The organism is Vibrio cholerae (genome assembly GCF_008369605.1).
GTDB lineage: Bacteria > Pseudomonadota > Gammaproteobacteria > Enterobacterales > Vibrionaceae > Vibrio > Vibrio cholerae.
The window spans coordinates 1,058,458-1,077,516 of the sequence record NZ_CP043556.1; the positions used below are offsets into that span (position 1 = coordinate 1,058,458).

Annotated in this window: 20 protein-coding genes and 2 pseudogenes; 18 read left to right on the forward strand and 4 right to left on the reverse strand. The window is 42.3% G+C overall.

Features of this window, described 5'->3' with window-relative positions:
- Window positions 1-139: 139 nt before the first annotated feature.
- On the reverse strand, window positions 140-1,060 hold the full coding sequence (locus F0316_RS19420) for an IS5-like element ISVch8 family transposase (RefSeq protein WP_149560805.1): 921 nt from the start codon (window positions 1,058-1,060) through the stop codon (window positions 140-142).
- Between the two features lie 61 nt (window positions 1,061-1,121).
- Here F0316_RS19420 and F0316_RS19425 point away from each other — a divergent pair, with 61 nt between their 5' ends.
- From F0316_RS19425 to F0316_RS19460, 6 genes and pseudogenes are all read left to right on the forward strand, one after another.
- On the forward strand, window positions 1,122-1,760 hold the full coding sequence (locus F0316_RS19425; RefSeq protein ID WP_407047563.1) for a LysE family translocator: 639 nt from the start codon (window positions 1,122-1,124) through the stop codon (window positions 1,758-1,760).
- A gap of 147 nt (window positions 1,761-1,907) precedes the next feature.
- Window positions 1,908-2,711, forward strand: coding sequence for a class I SAM-dependent methyltransferase (locus F0316_RS19430; RefSeq protein WP_149560853.1), 804 nt, complete (start codon window positions 1,908-1,910; stop codon window positions 2,709-2,711).
- Window positions 2,712-2,863: 152 nt separating this feature from the next.
- Entirely contained in the window at window positions 2,864-3,352 is a 489-nt protein-coding gene (locus F0316_RS19435) for a hypothetical protein (protein WP_149560854.1), read from the forward strand.
- A 118-nt stretch (window positions 3,353-3,470) separates the two neighbouring features.
- Window positions 3,471-3,752 (forward strand): DUF1289 domain-containing protein, encoded by a 282-nt coding sequence (locus F0316_RS19440; protein WP_080368113.1) that lies wholly within the window; start codon window positions 3,471-3,473, stop codon window positions 3,750-3,752.
- 334 nt (window positions 3,753-4,086) lie between these two features.
- Window positions 4,087-4,137 (forward strand): annotated as a pseudogene (locus F0316_RS20280) (hypothetical protein); the annotation flags it as partial.
- Window positions 4,134-4,367 carry a DUF3709 domain-containing protein gene (locus F0316_RS19460; RefSeq protein ID WP_148520751.1) on the forward strand — a complete coding sequence of 78 codons (234 nt, stop codon included), beginning with the start codon at window positions 4,134-4,136 and terminating at the stop codon, window positions 4,365-4,367. The pseudogene F0316_RS20280 and the gene F0316_RS19460, both read left to right, overlap by 4 nt.
- A 264-nt stretch (window positions 4,368-4,631) precedes the next feature.
- Here F0316_RS19460 and F0316_RS19470 read toward each other — a convergent pair whose 3' ends face one another.
- Complete coding sequence (locus F0316_RS19470; RefSeq protein ID WP_172626091.1) at window positions 4,632-4,949, reverse strand: type II toxin-antitoxin system RelE/ParE family toxin; 318 nt, start codon at window positions 4,947-4,949, stop codon at window positions 4,632-4,634.
- 18 nt (window positions 4,950-4,967) lie between these two features.
- Complete coding sequence (locus F0316_RS19475) at window positions 4,968-5,210, reverse strand: type II toxin-antitoxin system Phd/YefM family antitoxin (protein ID WP_000557291.1); 243 nt, start codon at window positions 5,208-5,210, stop codon at window positions 4,968-4,970.
- A 243-nt stretch (window positions 5,211-5,453) separates the two neighbouring features.
- Here F0316_RS19475 and F0316_RS19480 point away from each other — a divergent pair, with 243 nt between their 5' ends.
- From F0316_RS19480 to F0316_RS19500, 5 genes are all read left to right on the forward strand, one after another.
- Entirely contained in the window at window positions 5,454-5,801 is a 348-nt protein-coding gene (locus F0316_RS19480) for a hypothetical protein (RefSeq protein WP_000933409.1), read from the forward strand.
- Window positions 5,802-6,089: 288 nt separating this feature from the next.
- A complete protein-coding gene (locus tag F0316_RS19485; protein ID WP_095474076.1) occupies window positions 6,090-7,214 on the forward strand; it encodes a right-handed parallel beta-helix repeat-containing protein in 1,125 nt (374 codons plus the stop codon).
- 155 nt (window positions 7,215-7,369) lie between these two features.
- Entirely contained in the window at window positions 7,370-7,807 is a 438-nt protein-coding gene (tnpA, locus tag F0316_RS19490) for an IS200/IS605-like element IS1004 family transposase (protein ID WP_000503164.1), read from the forward strand.
- Window positions 7,808-8,090: 283 nt separating this feature from the next.
- Window positions 8,091-8,573, forward strand: a complete 483-nt coding sequence (locus F0316_RS19495; RefSeq protein WP_149560857.1) for a GNAT family N-acetyltransferase — start codon at window positions 8,091-8,093, stop codon at window positions 8,571-8,573.
- Between the two features lie 140 nt (window positions 8,574-8,713).
- Entirely contained in the window at window positions 8,714-9,100 is a 387-nt protein-coding gene (locus F0316_RS19500) for an MmcQ/YjbR family DNA-binding protein (protein ID WP_001015087.1), read from the forward strand.
- Window positions 9,101-9,236: 136 nt separating this feature from the next.
- Here the strand turns inward: F0316_RS19500 and F0316_RS19505 are convergent.
- A pseudogene (locus tag F0316_RS19505) lies at window positions 9,237-9,359 on the reverse strand (type II toxin-antitoxin system YafQ family toxin); the annotation flags it as partial.
- A 715-nt stretch (window positions 9,360-10,074) separates the two neighbouring features.
- Here F0316_RS19505 and F0316_RS20285 point away from each other — a divergent pair.
- From F0316_RS20285 to nrdD, 7 genes are all read left to right on the forward strand, one after another.
- A complete protein-coding gene (locus F0316_RS20285; protein WP_033838037.1) occupies window positions 10,075-10,338 on the forward strand; it encodes a hypothetical protein in 264 nt (87 codons plus the stop codon).
- 163 nt (window positions 10,339-10,501) lie between these two features.
- On the forward strand, window positions 10,502-10,918 hold the full coding sequence (locus F0316_RS19515; RefSeq protein ID WP_000759006.1) for a lysozyme inhibitor LprI family protein: 417 nt from the start codon (window positions 10,502-10,504) through the stop codon (window positions 10,916-10,918).
- Window positions 10,919-11,072: 154 nt separating this feature from the next.
- The gene (locus tag F0316_RS19520; RefSeq protein WP_149560858.1) at window positions 11,073-11,849 is read left to right on the forward strand and encodes a phosphotransferase family protein; all 777 of its coding nucleotides are present in this window, start codon (window positions 11,073-11,075) and stop codon (window positions 11,847-11,849) included.
- Between the two features lie 138 nt (window positions 11,850-11,987).
- Window positions 11,988-12,452: a hypothetical protein gene (locus F0316_RS19525; protein ID WP_148531993.1), complete on the forward strand. Its 465-nt coding sequence runs from the start codon at window positions 11,988-11,990 to the stop codon at window positions 12,450-12,452.
- Window positions 12,453-12,662: 210 nt separating this feature from the next.
- Window positions 12,663-13,166 carry a hypothetical protein gene (locus tag F0316_RS19535; protein ID WP_149560859.1) on the forward strand — a complete coding sequence of 168 codons (504 nt, stop codon included), beginning with the start codon at window positions 12,663-12,665 and terminating at the stop codon, window positions 13,164-13,166.
- 522 nt (window positions 13,167-13,688) lie between these two features.
- Window positions 13,689-16,475: an alkaline phosphatase family protein gene (locus F0316_RS19545; RefSeq protein WP_001131708.1), complete on the forward strand. Its 2,787-nt coding sequence runs from the start codon at window positions 13,689-13,691 to the stop codon at window positions 16,473-16,475.
- 462 nt (window positions 16,476-16,937) lie between these two features.
- Complete coding sequence (gene nrdD / locus F0316_RS19550) at window positions 16,938-19,058, forward strand: anaerobic ribonucleoside-triphosphate reductase (RefSeq protein WP_053055823.1); 2,121 nt, start codon at window positions 16,938-16,940, stop codon at window positions 19,056-19,058.
- The last annotated feature ends 1 nt before the right edge of the window (window position 19,059 follow it).

Sequence of the window (19,059 nt, forward strand, 5' to 3'; positions counted from 1 at the left end):
CATTGAGCCGCAGTGGTTGCAGTTGTTGTGTTTGAGTTTAGTGGTATGCGTTGCCAGCCCCTTAGGCGGGCGTTATGTGATTGAGGGCTTTGTTGCGTAATTCGTTTTCGAAGCCGAGTAGCCCTACTTAGATTGATAGTTAGCCAATACGGCAAGTTTTAGGCATACCAAGCCCTGTTATCTTATTTAACGCTTTGATCATCGCGTAAGTTTCACCAACTTGTGCGTTGTAATTTCTTAGACTTAATCGTCCACCAAGCAACTGTTTCACGCGATACATCGCCGTCTCGGATAGTGAACGCTTGTGGTAGCCATACCGCTCTTTCCAATGTTTATTCGAACCGAATAACTTTTGACAACCCACCGCTAAGTTTCTTGGATGACCTCGCTCCCAGAATGCTGCGCCTTCTCGTGGAGGGATGAGCGCTATCGCTCGTTTAATGCGGATTGCTGCGTGGCAACCCCTTGTGTCATAAGCACCATCGCCTGATATCTCAAGGATTTTTCGCCGTGTTTGCTTGAGCAAGTTAGGCAGCACCTCTGCATCAGTGACCGAAGATAAGCTCAACTCTGCGGCAATAATTTCGTGTGTACTCGTATCTACTGCGAGATGTAATTTTCGCCACACTCTGCGTTTACCATCCGTGCCATGTTTTTTGACTTTCCACTCACCCTCACCATAAACCTTGAGGCCAGTAGCATCGATAGCAAGGTGCTGAATCGGTCCTTTGGTTTTTGTTTTGAAACTCACGTTAACGTCTTTGGCTCGACGACTGATACAACTGTAGTGTGGGCAGCGCAGTGGGAGTTGGGCAAGTTGAAAAACGGAATCCATAAAGCCTTGCGAAGCACGCAGTGGCATGGAAAAGATACGCTTTACCATCAAAGCAGTAGTGATGGCTAAATCACTGAAAACACGAGGTCTCCCACGCTTGTTTTGCTTCCCTTGTTTCCACTCACTTATCGCTTCTTCGTCAATCCAAAAAGTCAGAGAACCACGATTGATGAGAGCTTGATTGTATTGTTTCCAGTTGTTTGTTTTGTAACGTGGTTTCGGCATGAGGCTACAGAGTGAATGAATGTAGCCGATCAGATCGTAAGCTATTGATTTAGTTCCATCGATTTACGCAACAAAGCCAGTAGCAGTTGCTCATTTTCTTGCATTATTGAGTCCAGGGCCTGATTTTGTTTTGGTTGTAAAAAGTGCCATTCGTAATAAAGGAAAAAATGCAATTGGTATTGCAGTCGGTATCGCCCTAGCAAATGCTGTATACATAGGCCTTTGTCTGGTTGGTGTAGGCTCCATCCTCGCTGCATCAGTTTCAATTATGATTGTCTTAAAAATTGTTGGCGGTTTATTTCTCATTTATTTAGCCATTCAAGCATTAAAAGCACGCAGAAGTTCGTATGAAGCATTTGAGGTTTCAGGAGCAGAAGGTGCTTCTACTCATTCGAGCTCTTTCCATTATGAATTAGTCACAGGCTTTATGTCTGGCATACTAAATCCTAAAAATTTGTTGTTCTACTTAAGCCTGTTTACAGTTGTCCTGACTAACGATGTTAGTTTCAGTTTTAAGTTAGGCTTAGGCATATGGATGATGCTTGTTGTGTTCATCTGGGATGCAACTATCATCTTTCTACTCTCAACCAATAAAGTCCGAAGTCGTTTTACAAAATTGGCCTTCTATATAGATAAGGTCACTGGCGCTATCTTAGGGCTTATTGGCTTTACAATTGTAAAATCGGCTATAGTGCGTTGAAAAATATAACAAACGCCTCAAGAGGGACTGTCAACGCGTGGCGTTTCCAGTCCCTATGAACTGAGGTGGTTACGGTTGTTATATTTGAGTTTGGTGGTAGTGCGTTGTCAGCCCCTTAGCCGGGCGTTATACAAATTAGGGAATTCAGTGAAAAAGTTAGCAATAAAATACATTTCTGGAATCACCTTTTTAGGTTCAGTTGCATGGGCATACTTCGAACTTGGGTTTGAGCCGGTTTTAGTTTCAATGGCAAGCGCATCAGCTTTTATTGGTTGTTTCATAACGGAGAAAGTAAAAAAGTATACTTACGACAGAACTCTAGCATCTCAGTTTTATGGAAGAATCGCAGAAAAATATGATGAGAGAAATACACAGTTTTTAAAAGAATCCCACCTAATTACTGTGAGAAACTTGAAAGAGGGAATCAAGGATAAAGATAATGTATCAATACTAGATCTAGGTGGTGGTACAGGTATTAATGTTGCTGCACACTTTTTTAATCGTACTAACGTTACATGGAACTATGTTGATATTACACCTGAAATGAAAGTTGCATTTGAAAAAAATGCATTATCTTCATCATTTGCACATAATGCAGTTACGTCGGACTTAAACGAATTTATATCCACTACCTCTAACAAATATGATGCGGTAGTAATCTCCTTCGTTCTCACGTCATTGCCTTATAAGATTGATATGAAAAAATTAGTTGATTTGTTATCACCAAGTGGGGTGCTTGTTATTGCAGATATTGAGCCTCAGTACACAGAAAAGCACCCAGAGTACTCAGTCACTGTCGATAATGAGGAGCACTCGTTGTCAGTATCACCTGTAAATGCACTCGACTTGATAGAAAGTGCAGTTAATGAGGGACTCTGTTTTGAGTATTGCCAGAGTATCAAAAAGAACGATGCTGAACGTTATGCTTATGTTTTGAGATTCACTAAATAATTTGTATAACAAACGCCTCAAGAGGGACTGTCAACGCGTGGCGTTTCCAGTCCCATTGAGCCGCGGTGGTTGCAGTTGTTGTGTTTAGGTTTGGTTGTTATGCGTTGCCAGCCCCTTAGGCGGGCGTTAGGGCTTAATGGAGAAAGGAAACAATGGAGCTTGTTTTTGGCTACGCACTGGGATTTTTGGTGTTGATGCCGTTACTGACGCTCATGCATGAGCTTGGTCATGCGATACCTCAGTTGTGTATGAAAAAGAAAGTTGTCATTGATTTGGGGGGTTCTAGTCCAATCCCGATAATAAAAGTGAGCCGCTTGTTTATCAGAATTGCGCCATTTTCTACTTTTCATGGCTTTTGTAGCATAAGTTCAAGGCTGTTGAGAGTCGGTTTGGTGGTCACGTTGCTTGGTGGTCCACTAGTAACATTACTTTTGGCTATGTTATTAAATGAGTTAAGAATGGTTGACGCGGGTCAATGGTTCACTTTTTTAGCAAGCTTTGGTTTTTACTTCACGGTGTTTCAATTAGTTTTTACTTTAGCACCAATAAAATATCCAAGTTTTTCTGGTGGTTATAGTGGCACAAAAAGTGATGGGTTAAGAATATTAGAAGCCCTAAGGTGTAATGAAAGTACGCCCTAACAAACGCCTCAAAGGGACTGCCAACGCGTGGCGTTTCCAGTCCCATTGAGCCGCGGCGGTTTCGGTTGTTGTGCTTGGGTTTAGTGTTAATGCGTTGTCAGCCCCTTAGGCGGGCGTTATGTGCTTTTCTGGAAAATTTTCACAGCTCTGCGCTTATAATTCAGACGTGAGGTGCACTATGTCTGAAAATCAAAACGTTAAAAGAGCTGAACCGATTGAAACGTGTTCATATAAGAGTCCTTGTGTTCGTCATTGTTGTTTAGATGACAAAGACATCTGCATAGGTTGTGGCAGGACTCTTGACGAGATATGTCGTTGGAGTAGTGCAACAAATAGCGAAAAACAAGAGATATTAATCAATAGTTTAGCTAGAGTTCAGGGCCGAAGTATATCGACATGAAGCATCTTAGTCTTGTGTATATGATGGCTTTTTATCGAATGCTGTTTGGCATAAATGCCTTTCGCTACCCCTTTAAATGGAAGGGTGGGCATCAGAAACACACACATAACAAACGCCTCAATAGGGACTGTCAACGCGTGGCGTTTCCAGTCCCAATGAGCCGCGGTGGTTTCGGTTGTTGTGTTTGAGTTTGGCGGTATGCGTTGTCAGCCCCTTAGGCGGGCGTTATGCTTAATCCATAAAAAATCAGTAGGTTGTGATTATCGATTCCTTTGGCATTTCGTTCTGGTTTTGTCGGCAATTCAATATTGTTTGTCGCTGCCTAATGAAGCGGCAATGTGTCTGGCGCTGTAAATTCTGTGTTATTGCCTCATTGGTTTTTTGAGTCCACGCGAGGTGAGTTTTGCTCTCTCAAGTCGCTTTGAGCAGTTTGGTGCCTTTACTTATAGGCTTAAAGTTTGTCGGCAATTGAGCATTGTTTTGCGCTGCCTAATGAAACGGCAATCTGTCTGTCGCTGTAAATTTCAGTGTCATTGCCTCATTGAGTTGTTGTGCTCATGCGTGGTGAATTGGTTTGTCGGAGAGGGTTTCCACATTGTCCTAGTTGCTAAATGAAAGCCTGTATTGGTCAGTTCATAGGTAAAAATGAGCCAGTTCAAATTCAAGAAACTCGAAGTTTTGCCAATGATTTCAGTGGGTTATTATTGGTTTGGTTCAAATGTAAAGTGTTGAAGCTTAAGCATAACAAACGCCTCAAGAGGGACTGTCAACGCGCGGCGTTTCCAGTCCCATTGAGCCGTGGTGGTTTCAGTTGTTGCGTTTGAGTTTAGTAGTATGCGTTGCCAGCCCCTTAGGCGGGCGTTAGTTTGCAATCGGAGACTAAGAAACAAAGCGTGACTGTTTGAGATGCTTTTGGGGCAGCTGTGATTGCCCTAATACCGCAATAATGAGAATGAAGCCTGCTTCTTTGGTGTAATAAGCCATGTGTTTCCCAACTGGAAAGTAAAAACCATTTTGGTAAATATCGTCACAGTTTTTTCCTAGTTCTGGGTTATCCGCTAGAGTTTGGAAACCTGAAAGCAAGGTCGACTTATATTTTTGCCACTGCGCTTCAGCGAAATTTTCAATGGTGTAGTGTTTAATCTTGAGTAAGTGCTCTTGGGCTAATTGGCTGAGCTTATATTGTTTATTTTGCATATTGAGGTAAACGCTCAATCAAAGGGTGTTTAGAAAAGCGGCACCATCAACGGTTTTGCCACTATCTAAGTCTTTCTGAGCAGACTCAAAGCAGTGTTTGAGATAATCGAGTTTCATGGCTTCAAGTTCTTCAAAGTCCTTAATGGACATGACAACGACAGTATTCTTACTGTTTTTGCTGATGATGACAGGTTCGCGCTGTGCGCTTAGAAGAAGTTCACCAAAATTTCGTTTAGCATCATTTGCTGTTAGTGTGTGCATAACTAGGCTCCTCACTCAAAGTTTGAAAGAGTATAGCTCATGGTGCGAAGTGTTTAAAATAATTAAATCGCACGATCTGGGTGAAAGCAAACTAACAAACGCCTCAAGAGGGACTGTCAACGCGTGGCGTTTCCAGTCCCATTGAGCCACGGTGGTTACGGCTGTTGTGTTTGAGTTTAGTGGTAGTGCGTTGCCAGCCCCTTAGGCGGGCGTTATGTTGCTAAGGATGGACGTTGGAATAACATGCTAAATTTATTGAGGTTTTTTCTCATAAGCAATCTCACTGCATCAGCAGTTGTGGTCATGTTTGAGAAATCTACGGGTTTCTTTGGCCTGAGGTCTTGGCCGGATTATGCATTCTTTGTTGTGGTGATCCTTTGGGGGTTAGCAGCCTTATTTTTTATGTACCCACCAGAAGGCGGTTTTGGTGGTGATAGGGCAGAAAGTGTAGCGGGTTCAATGGTGGATAGCTCGGTGGCTAATGAAATTGACAGTGAGCGTTTTTCATCAAACACGATGCTTTGTATCAAACTTTTTGTTTCAGGGTTACCTGCATTTCTAACATGCATAATAGTTAGCACCGCAACATAACAAACGCCTCAAGAGGGACTGTCAACGCGTAGCGTTTCCAGTCCCAATGAGCCGCGGTGGTTTCGGTTGTTGTGTTTGAGTTTAGTGGTAATGCGTTGCCAGCCCCTTAGGCGGGCGTTATATTTTCATCTAAGCCATTTGTTTGTTTGTATTGGATTTCACTAATGCTTTTTAATTATTTCAACTTGTCGAATTTAATAAGTATTTATTGTGTTTTACAAAAGTGTTTTTTAAGCAGTTAAAATAGTGTATTCTTATTTTGTACATTGTTATATATAAGGTGTTTAAATGCTTGGAGTAAGATTTTTCTTCGTAATATTTATTTTTTTTACTGTGAGCGCTCACTCTGGAGGTAATGATTTTGTCAGTATTATTGAGCGAGCGGAATCTGGGTCTACCATAGAGATAGAACCTGGAGATTATGATGTTTGTTCTACGGCGTATATTAAAAATAAAAATGACATTAAAATAGTTGGGATGGGTGGAGTTAACATTAAAAAGTGTAATTCATTTAATGGTGAATATATATTGTCAGTCATTGATTCAGATAATATATCAATTGATGGTGTTTCATTTTATGGTTTGACAGATGCTAAATATATTGATGAAAACACTACCAATATGGTCTGGGGAGAGCAGGGTGTTTTATTCTCTGGTACGTCTGGCTCGTCAGTTAAAAATAGTAATTTCTATAATTTTGGTGATGCAGCATTACGTATAACCTCATCTAGGAGTCATTATTCTGGAGAGCAAATTAATTCTAAAAATTTTCGTGCTGAAGGTAATGTTTTCTATAATGTAACTCAAGTCACAACTACACATCCATGGAGTAAGGATTTTGGAGGAACGAGAGATATAATCTTTAAAAATAACTTATTCTATGAAATGAAAGGAGGGTTGAAACTATCATCACGTAAAGGTGTATCTAATGCAATAGTAGAAGGTAATATTTTTAATTTCATACATGGTTCTGCAATAGAGGTTAATTATTATTCTAATGTTGTCATTAAAGATAATTCCTTTTCAAATGTTAATAAATTTATTCTCAATGTATTTCCAAACTCGATCAGTAATGTTAATGAGGCAATAGACTGGAGTGGACTGTCTTTTATAAAAAATACTGCATTTAAATCAAGGGGAGGTATCCGTATTGTTTCAGATATTGCGGGAGAGTTAATTTCTGGAAAGTATATTTCAAATGTAATTATTAGTGCTAATAAGTTTGTTGATGTTGATATGAGTTTATATAGCGCATCTAATAGATACATTATCAATTTGTTAGAGAATGAAAAAAAGTTCATATATTCTGTGGTTAAGATGAATTCGTATAATACATCTGGTGATGTGTCATTATTGAATATTGAACACTCTACAAATGTACAATCTCTGGATAATGTTGAATTAAAGCTTTAATAAGTTGTATGGTGTTTAAGTTTATTAGTATTTTATTATCATCCCTAAACCACCGCTTTTAGCGGTGGTTATTATTCCTAGGGGATTTTGCCCGAAAATGCGCCTATATTAGAAGGGAAACTCTTATTCACCATAAGTAAGAGGATTCAAATAACATGGGCGACTACAGAAGTTCATCACACGTCTATTGGCGTTGCAAATATCATATCGTTTGGACACCAAAATTTCGTTTTAAGATCTTAAAAGGTAATGTAGCCAAAGAGCTAAATCGTTCGATCTACATTCTTTGTAATATGAAAGATTGTGAAGTTTTGGAACTCAATGTTCAGCCAGATCATGTCCACTTAGTTGCGATAATTCCGCCCAAAGTATCGATTTCGACGTTGATGGGAGTTTTAAAGGGTAGGAGTGCAATTAGGCTATTCAACAAGTTTCCACATATCAGGAAAAAGTTATGGGGAAATCATTTTTGGGCGCGAGGCTATTTTGTGGATACGGTAGGTGTAAATGAAGAAATCATTAGACGGTATGTACGGCATCAAGACAAAAAAGAGCTTGAGCAAGAGCAGCAGTTAGAGTTATTGAGAGACTAACAGCGTCGTGCCCCCTTTTAATATATGCCTAGAAAAATGATTTTTACTATTATGGTGTTGAGCTTAAGAATTTATTGAATATACAATGGATTCACATTATCAAAGGGGTGTCGCACCTTGGGCAAAATTCGGTAAGCATAAATATAACAAACGCCTTAAGAGGGACTGTCAACGCGTGGCGTTTCCAGTCCCATTGATCCGTGGTGGTTTCGATTGTTGTGTTTGAGTTTAGCGGTAATGCGTTGTCAGCCCCTTAGGCGGGCGTTAGGCACAGGGTGGAAAATTGGAACTACAACAGTTAAATCAGCGCCATCTTAAATGCTTGCTCGACCATATTTGCCTTGACTCAGAATTGACGTTTTGTGAAGGGGCTGTGCCACCAAAGCATGTTCTGATCCGTTCTTATGAGCAGCTCCAAAACTCAAAAGCTGAAATTTGGTCATTACCCTACATGATGTCAGTGGGCAGTAATGTCGTTGGTTTCTGTGGCTTCAAAGATGAACCTCAAGATGGTGAAGTTGAAATTGGATACAATGTTTCGCCTTATAAACAAGGTCGAGGATTTGCAAAATTGGCAGTCAATCAACTTTGTCAGTTAGCGTTTAATATGGATTCAATTGAAAGTGTTGTGGCTTTGATTTCATCGGCGAACCTCGCTTCGTTGAATGTCGTACGAGCCAACAACTTTGTTTTCATTGGTTTTGTGGTTGATAGCGACAATGAAAAATTGGAAAAATGGGTGCTACAGCGTGCATCCTGTGCCTAACAAACGCCTCAAGAGGGACTGTCAACGCGCGGCGTTTCCAGTCCCATTGAGCCGCGGTGGTTATGGTTGTTGTGTTTGAGTTTTGTGTTAATGCGTTGCCAGCCCCTTAGGCGGGCGTTATGAGGCTATAGGAAAACAAGATGAATCACGATGAGTTCAACCAATTTTGTCGTTCCTTTCCTGCTACTACATACGTAGTGCAATGGGGTGGTTCTCATGTTTGGAAAGTGGCTGGAAAAGTGTTTTCTATTGGCAGTATCGGCAAGGATCAGCAACCCGTTTTTACTTTCAAAACATCGGATTTGAACTTTGAGTATCTGAGTGAGCACGATGGTTATATTCCCGCCCCTTACTTCGCCAACCGAGGGATGAAGTGGATCCAACAAACGGAGACTTCAGGTGTATTAGACGAAGAGTTGAAGTATTACTTGTCTGAGTCCTACCGTCTTGTTGTGCTCGGGCTCAGTAAAAGGTTACAGAAAGAGTTGGGAATTACGCCAAGGGCAGGCGGTGAATCCGCCTCATAACAAACGCCTCAAGAGGGACTGTCAACGCGTGGCGTTTCCAGTCCCAATGAGCCACGGTGGTTATGGCTGTTGTGTTTGAGTTTAGTTTTATGCGTTGCCAGCCCCTTAGGCGGGCGTTATGTGCCCAATTGACTCATTAGAATAAATCACTATGTGAACCAATACGCGCTAGTTGTAGTTGATCGTTAAAAACTCGATAGATTAACACTAGGTCGGGTTTAATGTGGCAGTCTCGAAATCCAACCCAATTTCCAGAGAGCTTTTAATGGTAAGTTATGGGATCTGGTGCGAATGGAAAAACGGTTATAACAAACGCCTCAAGAGGGACTGTCAACGCGTGGCGTTTCCAGTCCCATTGAGCCGCGGTGGTTATGGTTGTTGTGATTGAGTTTGGCGGTATGCGTTGTCAGCCCCTTAGGCGGGCGTTATGCTTAATCACGCAAAATCAGTAGTTTATGGTTTTTCTTTGTCCCCTTGGCTGGTTAGTTTTGAGTTTGTCGGCAAGTTGGCTTCAGCGGGCGCTGTTTTCCGGACAATTATTCTTTGGCGCTGGAAATTCAGAGAATTGCCTCAATCAATTTTCGGGTAAGCGCGAGGTTAGGGCGGTTTGGCCCAATCAGCATTTTGAACACAGGTTTTGGGCTTGAATTGCTGAAATTCACAGTCTGTTTTTCAAATCTATGAATCGTTTCAGTTTTTTAGGTCTTGGCTTTTGTTTGTGAATCAAAGCTGAGTTAATCTTGGTTTTGGTAAAACGTAAGTCATTGAAGCTTAAACATAACAAACGGTTCAAGAGGGACTGTCAACGCGTGGCGTTTCCAGTCCCATTGAGCCGCGATGGTTGCAGTTGCTGTGTTTGAGTTTAGTGTTAATGCGTTGCCAGCCCCTTAGGCGGGCGTTATGTGTTTTTTAGCTAGTCCCAATGGAATCAAGTACATAGAATTGGCAGACTTGTTTCCAGCTTAGTTTTCAGCATGAATAGATCAAGCATATTTGGGATTGTGGCATCACTATTAGGATTGGCTGCTTTAATCTTTACTGTGATGGACGGTTCACACTTTCCAGTAATTGAATGGCCATACGAAGCATATCAAGGTTTAGTATTTTCGTTTGTTTGGGGCTTTGGCGTATCAGCGACGGTTGGATATTTACTATCAATCCTAGTTTTCATCGGTGTTGCTGTGGTTTGCTTTGCAGTGGGTCATAAAATATCGCGTAGCATGTTTGGACGAGGCTAACTTTAGCTTAGAGTTCATACACATAACAAACGCCTCAAGAGGGACTGTCAACGCGTGGCGTTTCCAGTCCCATTGAGCCGCGGTGGTTTCGGTTGTTGTGTTTGAGTTTGGTGTAATGCGTTGCCAGCCCCTTAGGCGGGCGTTAGGTGCTTTGGAGAAAATAATGAAAAAGTGGCTGCTAATCATGCTTGCAAGTTTTTCTAGTGTTGTAAGTGCTGAAAACGAGTCTCTTGATTGTAAGAATGCGATGAATACATTTGAGATTAATCAGTGTGCAAGTATGGCTTTAGATTCAGCTCAAGCGGAACTAACAAAATATCTTGAAGCGAGTTTTGAGCATAATGCGAATGATCCTGATTTGGTCAGTGCAATCCAAGTGGCTCAGAAAGATTGGCAAAGTTACATGTCTTCTCATTGCAATTCGGTATATACACAATGGCGGGATGGTTCAATTCGTGGTGTTTTGGCGATATCTTGCAAAACGCAGTTAACGAGACAGAGAACACATGAAATCTGGAAGAATTTCTTAACCTATATGGATAGCACAGCGTCTGTTTTGCCTGAGCCCAGTATGGAGTGAATACTCAAGCACGCACATAACAAACGCCTCAAGCGGGACTGTCAACGCGTGGCGTTTCCAGCCCCATTGAGCCGCGGTGGTTGCAGTTGTTGTGTTTGAGTTTAGTGGTATGCGTTGCCAGCCCCTTAGGCGGGCGTTATAACGCGGGAGAGTTATGAGTACAAAAGATCTATCGAAAATGGGCTCGGCACGAGTCTCTATTGAAGAATTTGGTAGTTCCCTTTGTATCCATAAGCAAAATGCTTCTGATGTAGAGGTGAATTTTTACCAACATGCAGCTTCAAAGATCAGGGACGTGAATGTTCCCAAACTTTATAAGGTACAAGATAAGGATCTCTTTATTGAGCTTATTCCTAATCGAATGACATTAAAGGAACTGCAAACCAATTCGAGCGTATTTGAGCAATTGGCTAGTATTCATTGTTCAAAATATAAACCTTGTTTTAGTACCAAAGAGCATCATTGGTCAGCTATTTCAACAGAGTTAGCTCTTGAGGCCTTAAGCCTTCCTCGTTCTTCTCAAAGTACGATAGTATCAATACAAGCTTTGTCTCAGGTTCTATTTGAGCATTCATGCTTAATTTCGGGCGATACAAATGATGGAAATTGGGGCATCAGACAAAATGGTGAATTGGTACTGTTTGACTGGGAACGTTTTGGTTATGGCAGCCCAGCAATTGATTTGGCTCCCTTAGTACAAGGTTTGGGCTCAATGGATGAGTACGCTTCGATTATCGAGCGATACACCCAACACAATTCATCATTTGCAGCGGATGAGTTAACGAAGCATTTGGTTATTGCAAAGTGTTGGATAGTTATTGAGGTAATTAACATACTGATAAGTCGCAATAAACCTGAAGCAGCAATATATATTGACTGGTATAAAAAGAATTTACCTGCTTGGTTAGGTGCGGTAGAAAATGCGTTATAACAAACGCCTCAAGAGGGACTGTCAACGCGCGGCGTTTCCAGTCCCAATGAGCCGCGGTGGTTGCAGTTGGTGTGTTTAAGTTTAGTGGTAATGCGTTGTCAGCCCCTTAGGCGGGCGTTAGCTTTAAAAAGGTTACTTATGTTCCTATTCAAAATTAATGATTCAAAATTATCATATAGCTTTAAAGCATCGGTATTAAGTTCCTGTATTGCCTTGGCTTTAGCGTGTTCGTATCATTTTTTAGTTGGCTTGCCTGAAGAAGCGCCTAATGAGAACTTATCGTTTTCCCTTTTTGATGCGTTCGGTTTGATTCTATTCGCTCCATTTGTAGAAACGATACTAATAGTCCTACTCATATGGTTAGTTCAGAAGTTCACGCAAAATATACTGTTGGTCGCTTGTGTGGTTGCCTTGTCTATTTCAGTTCTGCATTCTTTAAGCCATCCATTGTGGGGCTTGTTCACGTTTGCCCCGTTTGTAGTCTTTTGTCTCGGTTTTCAGGTGTGGCAAAAAATATCTACATCTGAGGGTGTAAAAGTCGCTTTCCTAACTCATGCCTTTCATAATAGTTATGTGTTCATTCTGGTGGGGCTATCAGGTTAAAGCTAACAAACGCTTCAAGAGGGACAGCCAACGCGTGGCATTTTTACTATGCGTTGGTTTTTATGGTTACAGTGTTATGCGGAAAGTTAGTCGTAGCGTTGGCTGCCCCTTAAGCGGGCGTTAGCTTAAGACTGTTCTAAACTCCAAATATGATACATAGTTGATATTAGATATAATGCAGCGATAGTGTTTAACTCTGAGGATAAATGTATGAAAAAACTCTTACTCATTTTATTTACAATATCATCCAGCTTTCCTATTTTTGCTGCTGAGGTTATTCATAAAGACTGGGTAATAAACACGGATGGTGACGATTACTATTACGCAGCAACTATTAATAACAGTGGTCATGTGTTTGGGAAATATTGTTACTTTGAAAACAAGCAGTGCTTATTCTTAATTACTGTTGATATAACTTGTACTAAGGGCAATAAATACCCTGTGTTGGTAAATGCCGAATCTGGTGCTCTCAATCTTAACCTTGTGTGTGGAGATCGAATGGGTAACCAGAATGTGTTTGTCTTTGACAACTTTGATCAGGTTGAGAGAACCGCGAAACAAAGTAAACAATTTGGGATCGCTATCCCGATGGAAAGTGGTCACTTTAAGGTATCTCGCTTCAGCTTATCAGGCTCTAGTTACAGCTTGGATACGATGACGAATGAGGCTGAGAAGCGTGTATCGTTATCAAATGTGGATAGCGAGTTACTTTAACTTAGTATCAAGTTTGAAGCGCAACGATCAGCTATAATATCCAACAAAACATTCCTCCGGTGTTTTACAGCCCAGACGAGCTTTGGGTCTGCTGTTAAGTTTGTGTGCAATTACGTTCACTTTGCTTGAGTGAGTGTTGCTATCGAGGTGCTTTTAGGCAGATATTGTCGGCTAAGTCCGCTGCTCTTTTCATTGGTTTCTCGTTCTCATGACCGTATCAATCCCCCAATGTCTACGTGTTTTGCGCATTTCAATACTTTTAGTTGCCATACTGCATAGAATGGTGTGATAGAAAAATATTTCAAGAATAAAGCGATATAAAGTCAGAATTACGAAACATGTGTTGATTCATTATGTTATCGAAGGCAGAGTGTTGGTTTTTCAAGCGCTTTAACCTTTAAATTGACGCATTATCAAACTGAAATAGGAAAGATTATGTACTCATCTCATCAATATACAAGACTCTCAATAATGGCTATTTTGGGATGTTTACCCTTTTCAGTAAATGGCGCAGTGGAATCAATGCCTCTTGTGGGAGGCGTGTATAACTCGGCGCATGTTTTTAAGCATCAAATCACCAACTCGTTGAGTTATTCAACTCGATTAACACGCGATACCGCGCTGTTTACTATAGCTGGTCTCACTTTGGATAGTTATATCCTCACCTTACCATTGGACGTAAAAACGAAAGCGCGAGTCATAAAGCAAATTTCCGATCCCAGCTATGCAATCCCGTTGGGATATTTTCTTTATCAGTATTATGACCGCTACACCGGCATGGCAACGGAAGATCAATTCAAAAATTATTTATCCACTGTGTATGATGAGCCAGCCTTAAAGGGGTTTGAACATAGTTTGTTTCAGCTTGGCAAACCTGTAGTGACAGAGCAAAGCCAACATAGTAAAGATCAAGCTCACCAAGAAGGAATTAAAGTCGACAGTGAATTTATTGCGACTATGGTGACCTTGTATGACGCTCTAGTACAGATTGGTGAGTGGCGTGATCTCAAACAACTGCCTTCCCAATACCAGTATTTGTCGGATACGCCTGCTGATAAAGCCTTAGTCTCAAAAATTCAACCACTTGTTGTGGATATTCTGCGTCAAACGGCCAACGGCATGGATGAGGGGGAGATGAAACATGCACTTCTGTCGGTTCTAGAAGATGCGAAACCAGAAAACGCCAATAAAGTGAACAACAAAGCGCAAGCGATTACGGTTAGCCTAATTGATTTTGTGCGTTTGAATGTGCTGAAAGGATATCGACAATTTCTTTATCAGGAAGAGCGCACCGCGCGTTTAAAAGAGTGGTTAAACAAAACATTGGATAGTGACCCTGAGCAATTAGTCACTTTTTTAACTTCACAACAGCAGCGCCGTTTTGCGGTACAAGTGACAGTGGATGGTTTGCAGCAAGGCTTGATTGAAGGGCTTGTTCACCCAGAAACCCCCTTTATCAAACAAGTCTATGCAGAACATCAACAAGCTGAAAAAAACCTGAATTCAACGCTGACGGAGCCGCTAGAGCATAAGCAACAAGTCCGTTTCCTCTCCACCTTGGCTGAGCAAAATTATCAAGATCCTTACTATTTGCCCTTCTTCAAACAGCTTTATCAACATTATCGTCCAACCATTGTGCAAGTCGGTATCTCTTCGACACCGACAATCAGTGTGCGTAATTTACCTATCATCAAAACTGGCGCTAAGGTTTCTGGGCTTGGTGGTACTGGTATTCCCAATTTCCACTTCGTTGATCGTCAAGCAGATCGCGCTTACTACTTTTTTGGCAACGATGCTTTGCAGCTCGATCGCTTAGTTAATGAACGAGGAGTGAAGACAATGTTCGATCGCCTAGATTACTTGAAAACACTCAACTGTAACGCTCAGTATGATTGGAATGCACATACTACCTACGATGGACTGGTGAATCTTGGTGCTGGCGAAGCTCTACGTGATTTCGGTGAAAAGCGTTGTTTGCGAGAATTAAATGAAAGGGCGGAGGTGGAACGTCAACTTACCCCATTAAGAGCGAAATTAATTGAGCAGATCACCGCTTACCAAAATTCGTCGAAATGGATGGTATTAACGCGAGCGACATTAAAGCAACGCCTTGAGCAACAACTGGCTGAATATGCTGAGCGGGACATCTTTGGCATGCCCGATTACACGCTGATTTATAATCCTTGGCCCGACCATTTTGCCCATTTCGCTGGACCGTTTAGCGATGAGGTGATCATGCCAACGGGAGAATTGAATCGCTTAGATTACTGGTTGAGAGAAACAGAAGCTGCATACAAAAAAGCTGGAATTTATGAGCGTACTTTATGGGGAATGGCGGGCGATCACGGTTTAGCTCCCGTTTACGGCACCTTAAATCCAGAACGTAAAATTTTTGAGTCATTACAAAAAGATCTGGGGATTAAGATTGCGCTGGAGAAAATTTCCTCCGATGAAGGAGAGGGGCCGAAATTAACCAATGCTCTTAATGCGCCCAGTTATCAGAAGATTGATGTTGTAGTGGCCTCGACTGCCGGAGGTAACTTCATGCTCGATTTCTTTAATTCAGCGGCAGGGTGGGCAACACAACCTATTTATCAAGAATTGACCCAGTGGCAACCCAAAGAGAGTGACAAACCCCTTGATATTGTTAGTGAAAGCCTTGTTCGTTTAGGGGATAGCTTGGATTACTTAGTGGTTAGAGAGAAAACCTGTACTGTGGATGATTGTGCTGTGCGGGTGATCGGCATGCGAGAAGGTCAGCGCTTGGATGAGATCATACGCCTAGTGGGTAATAAGCGTTTTTACACGTCACAGCAAGGCCAACCTCAGCTATTACAGCTACAGCAACTGAATCAATATTTACCTAAGCCTCAAGCCAAGGCTCTCGAAGAGTTCGCGCAGTTGGTGGACAAATGTCTCTATCGTGCTGAAGAAGCGAACATAGCGACTTGGTGTGATGAGCAGGAATGGCGGCAGCTAACCCGCTTCACTCCTCGTCCTGACTCTGTGAATCAGCTTGCGGCACTTTATGAAGAAGATCGTGCCGGCACGATGAATCTCTTCCCTAAGCAGGGCGTCGGATACAACACCAAAGTGCCGGGACGACACGCTGGTGAAAGCTACTTAGAAAAAGATGCGTTTTTGGGATTCTGGGGTAAACCGATTGGGCCTAATGCGATGGCACTACAATCGGAACAAAATGGCTCTTTGGCTCCCACACTTTATGAGTATTTAACGGGAGAAAGTATTGAGGCTGGCCATGATGGCTGGGGTTATCCTTCATTACTCAATAAGTTAGATATTCAGTAACGTCTCACTTTACGCCGATCTACAATGTCAAGTCGCTTGGGTACTGTGTTGTACTGTAGCAAGCGGCATGATTGACGTGCGGGAGCTCATGCTTGAGCGGTCATCAGAAAATGAGAACTTAATCGGTATTCTAGACGTTAAACTCGGGGCGTGTATTTCGCACTTTTCCAGCGGTTTGGGGATTCACTCAAGCGTAGCAATGCGTCTGACAATACTTCATTGAGTTCAAGGTTGCCCCATCACAAAAATCACGATTTTCAAGGTTTCTTTCTGGTTTGAGATCTTCCCCAATAAGATCGCATTGATCTTGTTCATTGGTCGGTTTTCGTTGATCTAAATCAATACTCTCACTTGATGCATTTCGTTAAATACGCCACAACATATAGTGTCAGTCGCAGAAAAATTAGCCCTATATAGTGTATTTGTGGATAACTCTGTGAGTATGCTGGGTAAGGAGAGAAGGTGAAACCTATCGTAATCAAACGTGATGGCTCAAAAGCGCCATTCAACAGGGATCGTATCCAAGCTGCTGTAGAAAGTGCTGCGGAACATGCCGATCAGGAAATCGCTATCTACGCACTCAATGTGGCATTAGCCGTTGAACTCAAACTGCGAGATTACGATGAGGTACACATCACCGAGATTCAAACCTTAGTAGAGAACGAGCTAATGCAAGGCCCGTACAAAGCATTAGCTCGTTCATACATTGAATATCGCCATGACCGCGATGTCGCGCGTGAGAAGCAGAGCAAGCTGACCAAAGAAATCGAAGGTCTGATCCAAGAAAGCAATGCGGATCTGCTCAATGAAAACGCCAATAAAGATGGCAAAGTGATCCCGACTCAGCGCGATTTGTTGGCGGGTATTGTCGCCAAGCATTATGCCAAAACGCGAATTTTACCACGTGATGTGGTGCAAGCTCATGAGTCGGGCGATATTCATTATCATGATCTGGATTACGCGCCTTTCTTCCCGATGTTTAACTGCATGTTGATTGACTTAAAAGGCATGCTGACTCATGGGTTTAAAATGGGTAATGCTGAAATTGACACGCCTAAGTCAATTTCAACCGCAACGGCAGTTACCGCGCAAATTATTGCTCAAGTCGCGAGCCATATTTATGGTGGCACTACCATCAACCGGATTGATGAAGTACTGGCTCCTTATGTGACGGCAAGCTACGAAAAGCATTTAGAGATTGCCCGCGAATGGGATATTCACAGCCCTGAAGCGTTTGCTAAGGCGCGCACGGAAAAAGAGTGCTATGACGCTTTCCAATCGTTGGAGTATGAAGTCAACACGCTGCATACCGCAAACGGGCAAACACCGTTTGTGACCTTTGGTTTTGGTCTGGGCACAAGCTGGGAATCGCGCTTGATCCAGCAATCGATCCTGAAAAATCGCATCGCAGGTTTGGGTAAAAACCGTAAAACGGCGGTATTCCCGAAACTGGTGTTTGCGATTAAAGATGGACTCAACCACAAAGCAGAAGATCCTAACTACGACATTAAGCAGCTCGCGTTAGACTGCGCTTCTAAACGCATGTACCCAGACATTCTCAACTACGACAAAGTGGTTGAAGTGACGGGTTCATTCAAAACCCCGATGGGATGTCGCTCTTTCCTAAATCCTTATGAGGAAAATGGGGAGTTGATCCATGAAGGGCGTAATAATCTTGGCGTTGTAAGCTTGAACCTGCCACGCATTGCCTTGCAGGCGAAAGGCGATATAAACAAATTCTATGCTCTGTTGGATGACAAACTGAAACTTGCTCGCCGCGCATTAGATACTCGGATTAACCGTTTAGAAAATGTGAAAGCACGTGTTGCACCAATCCTATATATGGAAGGTGCATGTGGTGTGCGTTTGAAAGCAAATGATTCGATTGCGGATATTTTCAAACATGGCCGTGCTTCTATTTCATTGGGTTATATCGGTGTACATGAAACCATCATGGCGCTGTTTGGTCAGCAAAAGCATGTTTATGATGATGTTCAACTGCGCGAAGAAGCCGTGAAAATCATTCAACATCTGCGCAACGCGGTTGAGCAGTGGAAAAAAGAGACTGGTTACGCGTTCAGCCTGTATGGCACACCGAGTGAAAACTTGTGCAGCCGATTCTGCCGAATTGATGCCAAGCAATTTGGCGTGGTGGAAGGAGTGACGGATAAAGGTTACTACACCAACAGCTTCCATTTGGATGTTCAGAAGAAGGTGAATCCGTACGACAAGATCGATTTTGAAATGCCATATCCGGAAATTTCAAGTGGTGGATTCATCTGCTACGGCGAATTCCCGAACATGCAACGTAACGTAGAAGCGCTCGAAAACGTATGGGATTACAGTTATCACCGCGTGCCGTATTACGGGACCAATACGCCAATCGATGAATGTTACGAGTGTGGTTTTACCGGCGAATTTGACTGTACCAGTAAAGGGTTTGTTTGCCCGCGATGTGGCAATCATGAGCCGACCAAAGTCTCAGTGACGCGTCGAGTATGCGGTTATTTGGGCAGTCCAGATGCACGCCCATTTAACGTCGGTAAGCAAGAAGAAGTAAAACGTCGGGTAAAACACCTGTAAC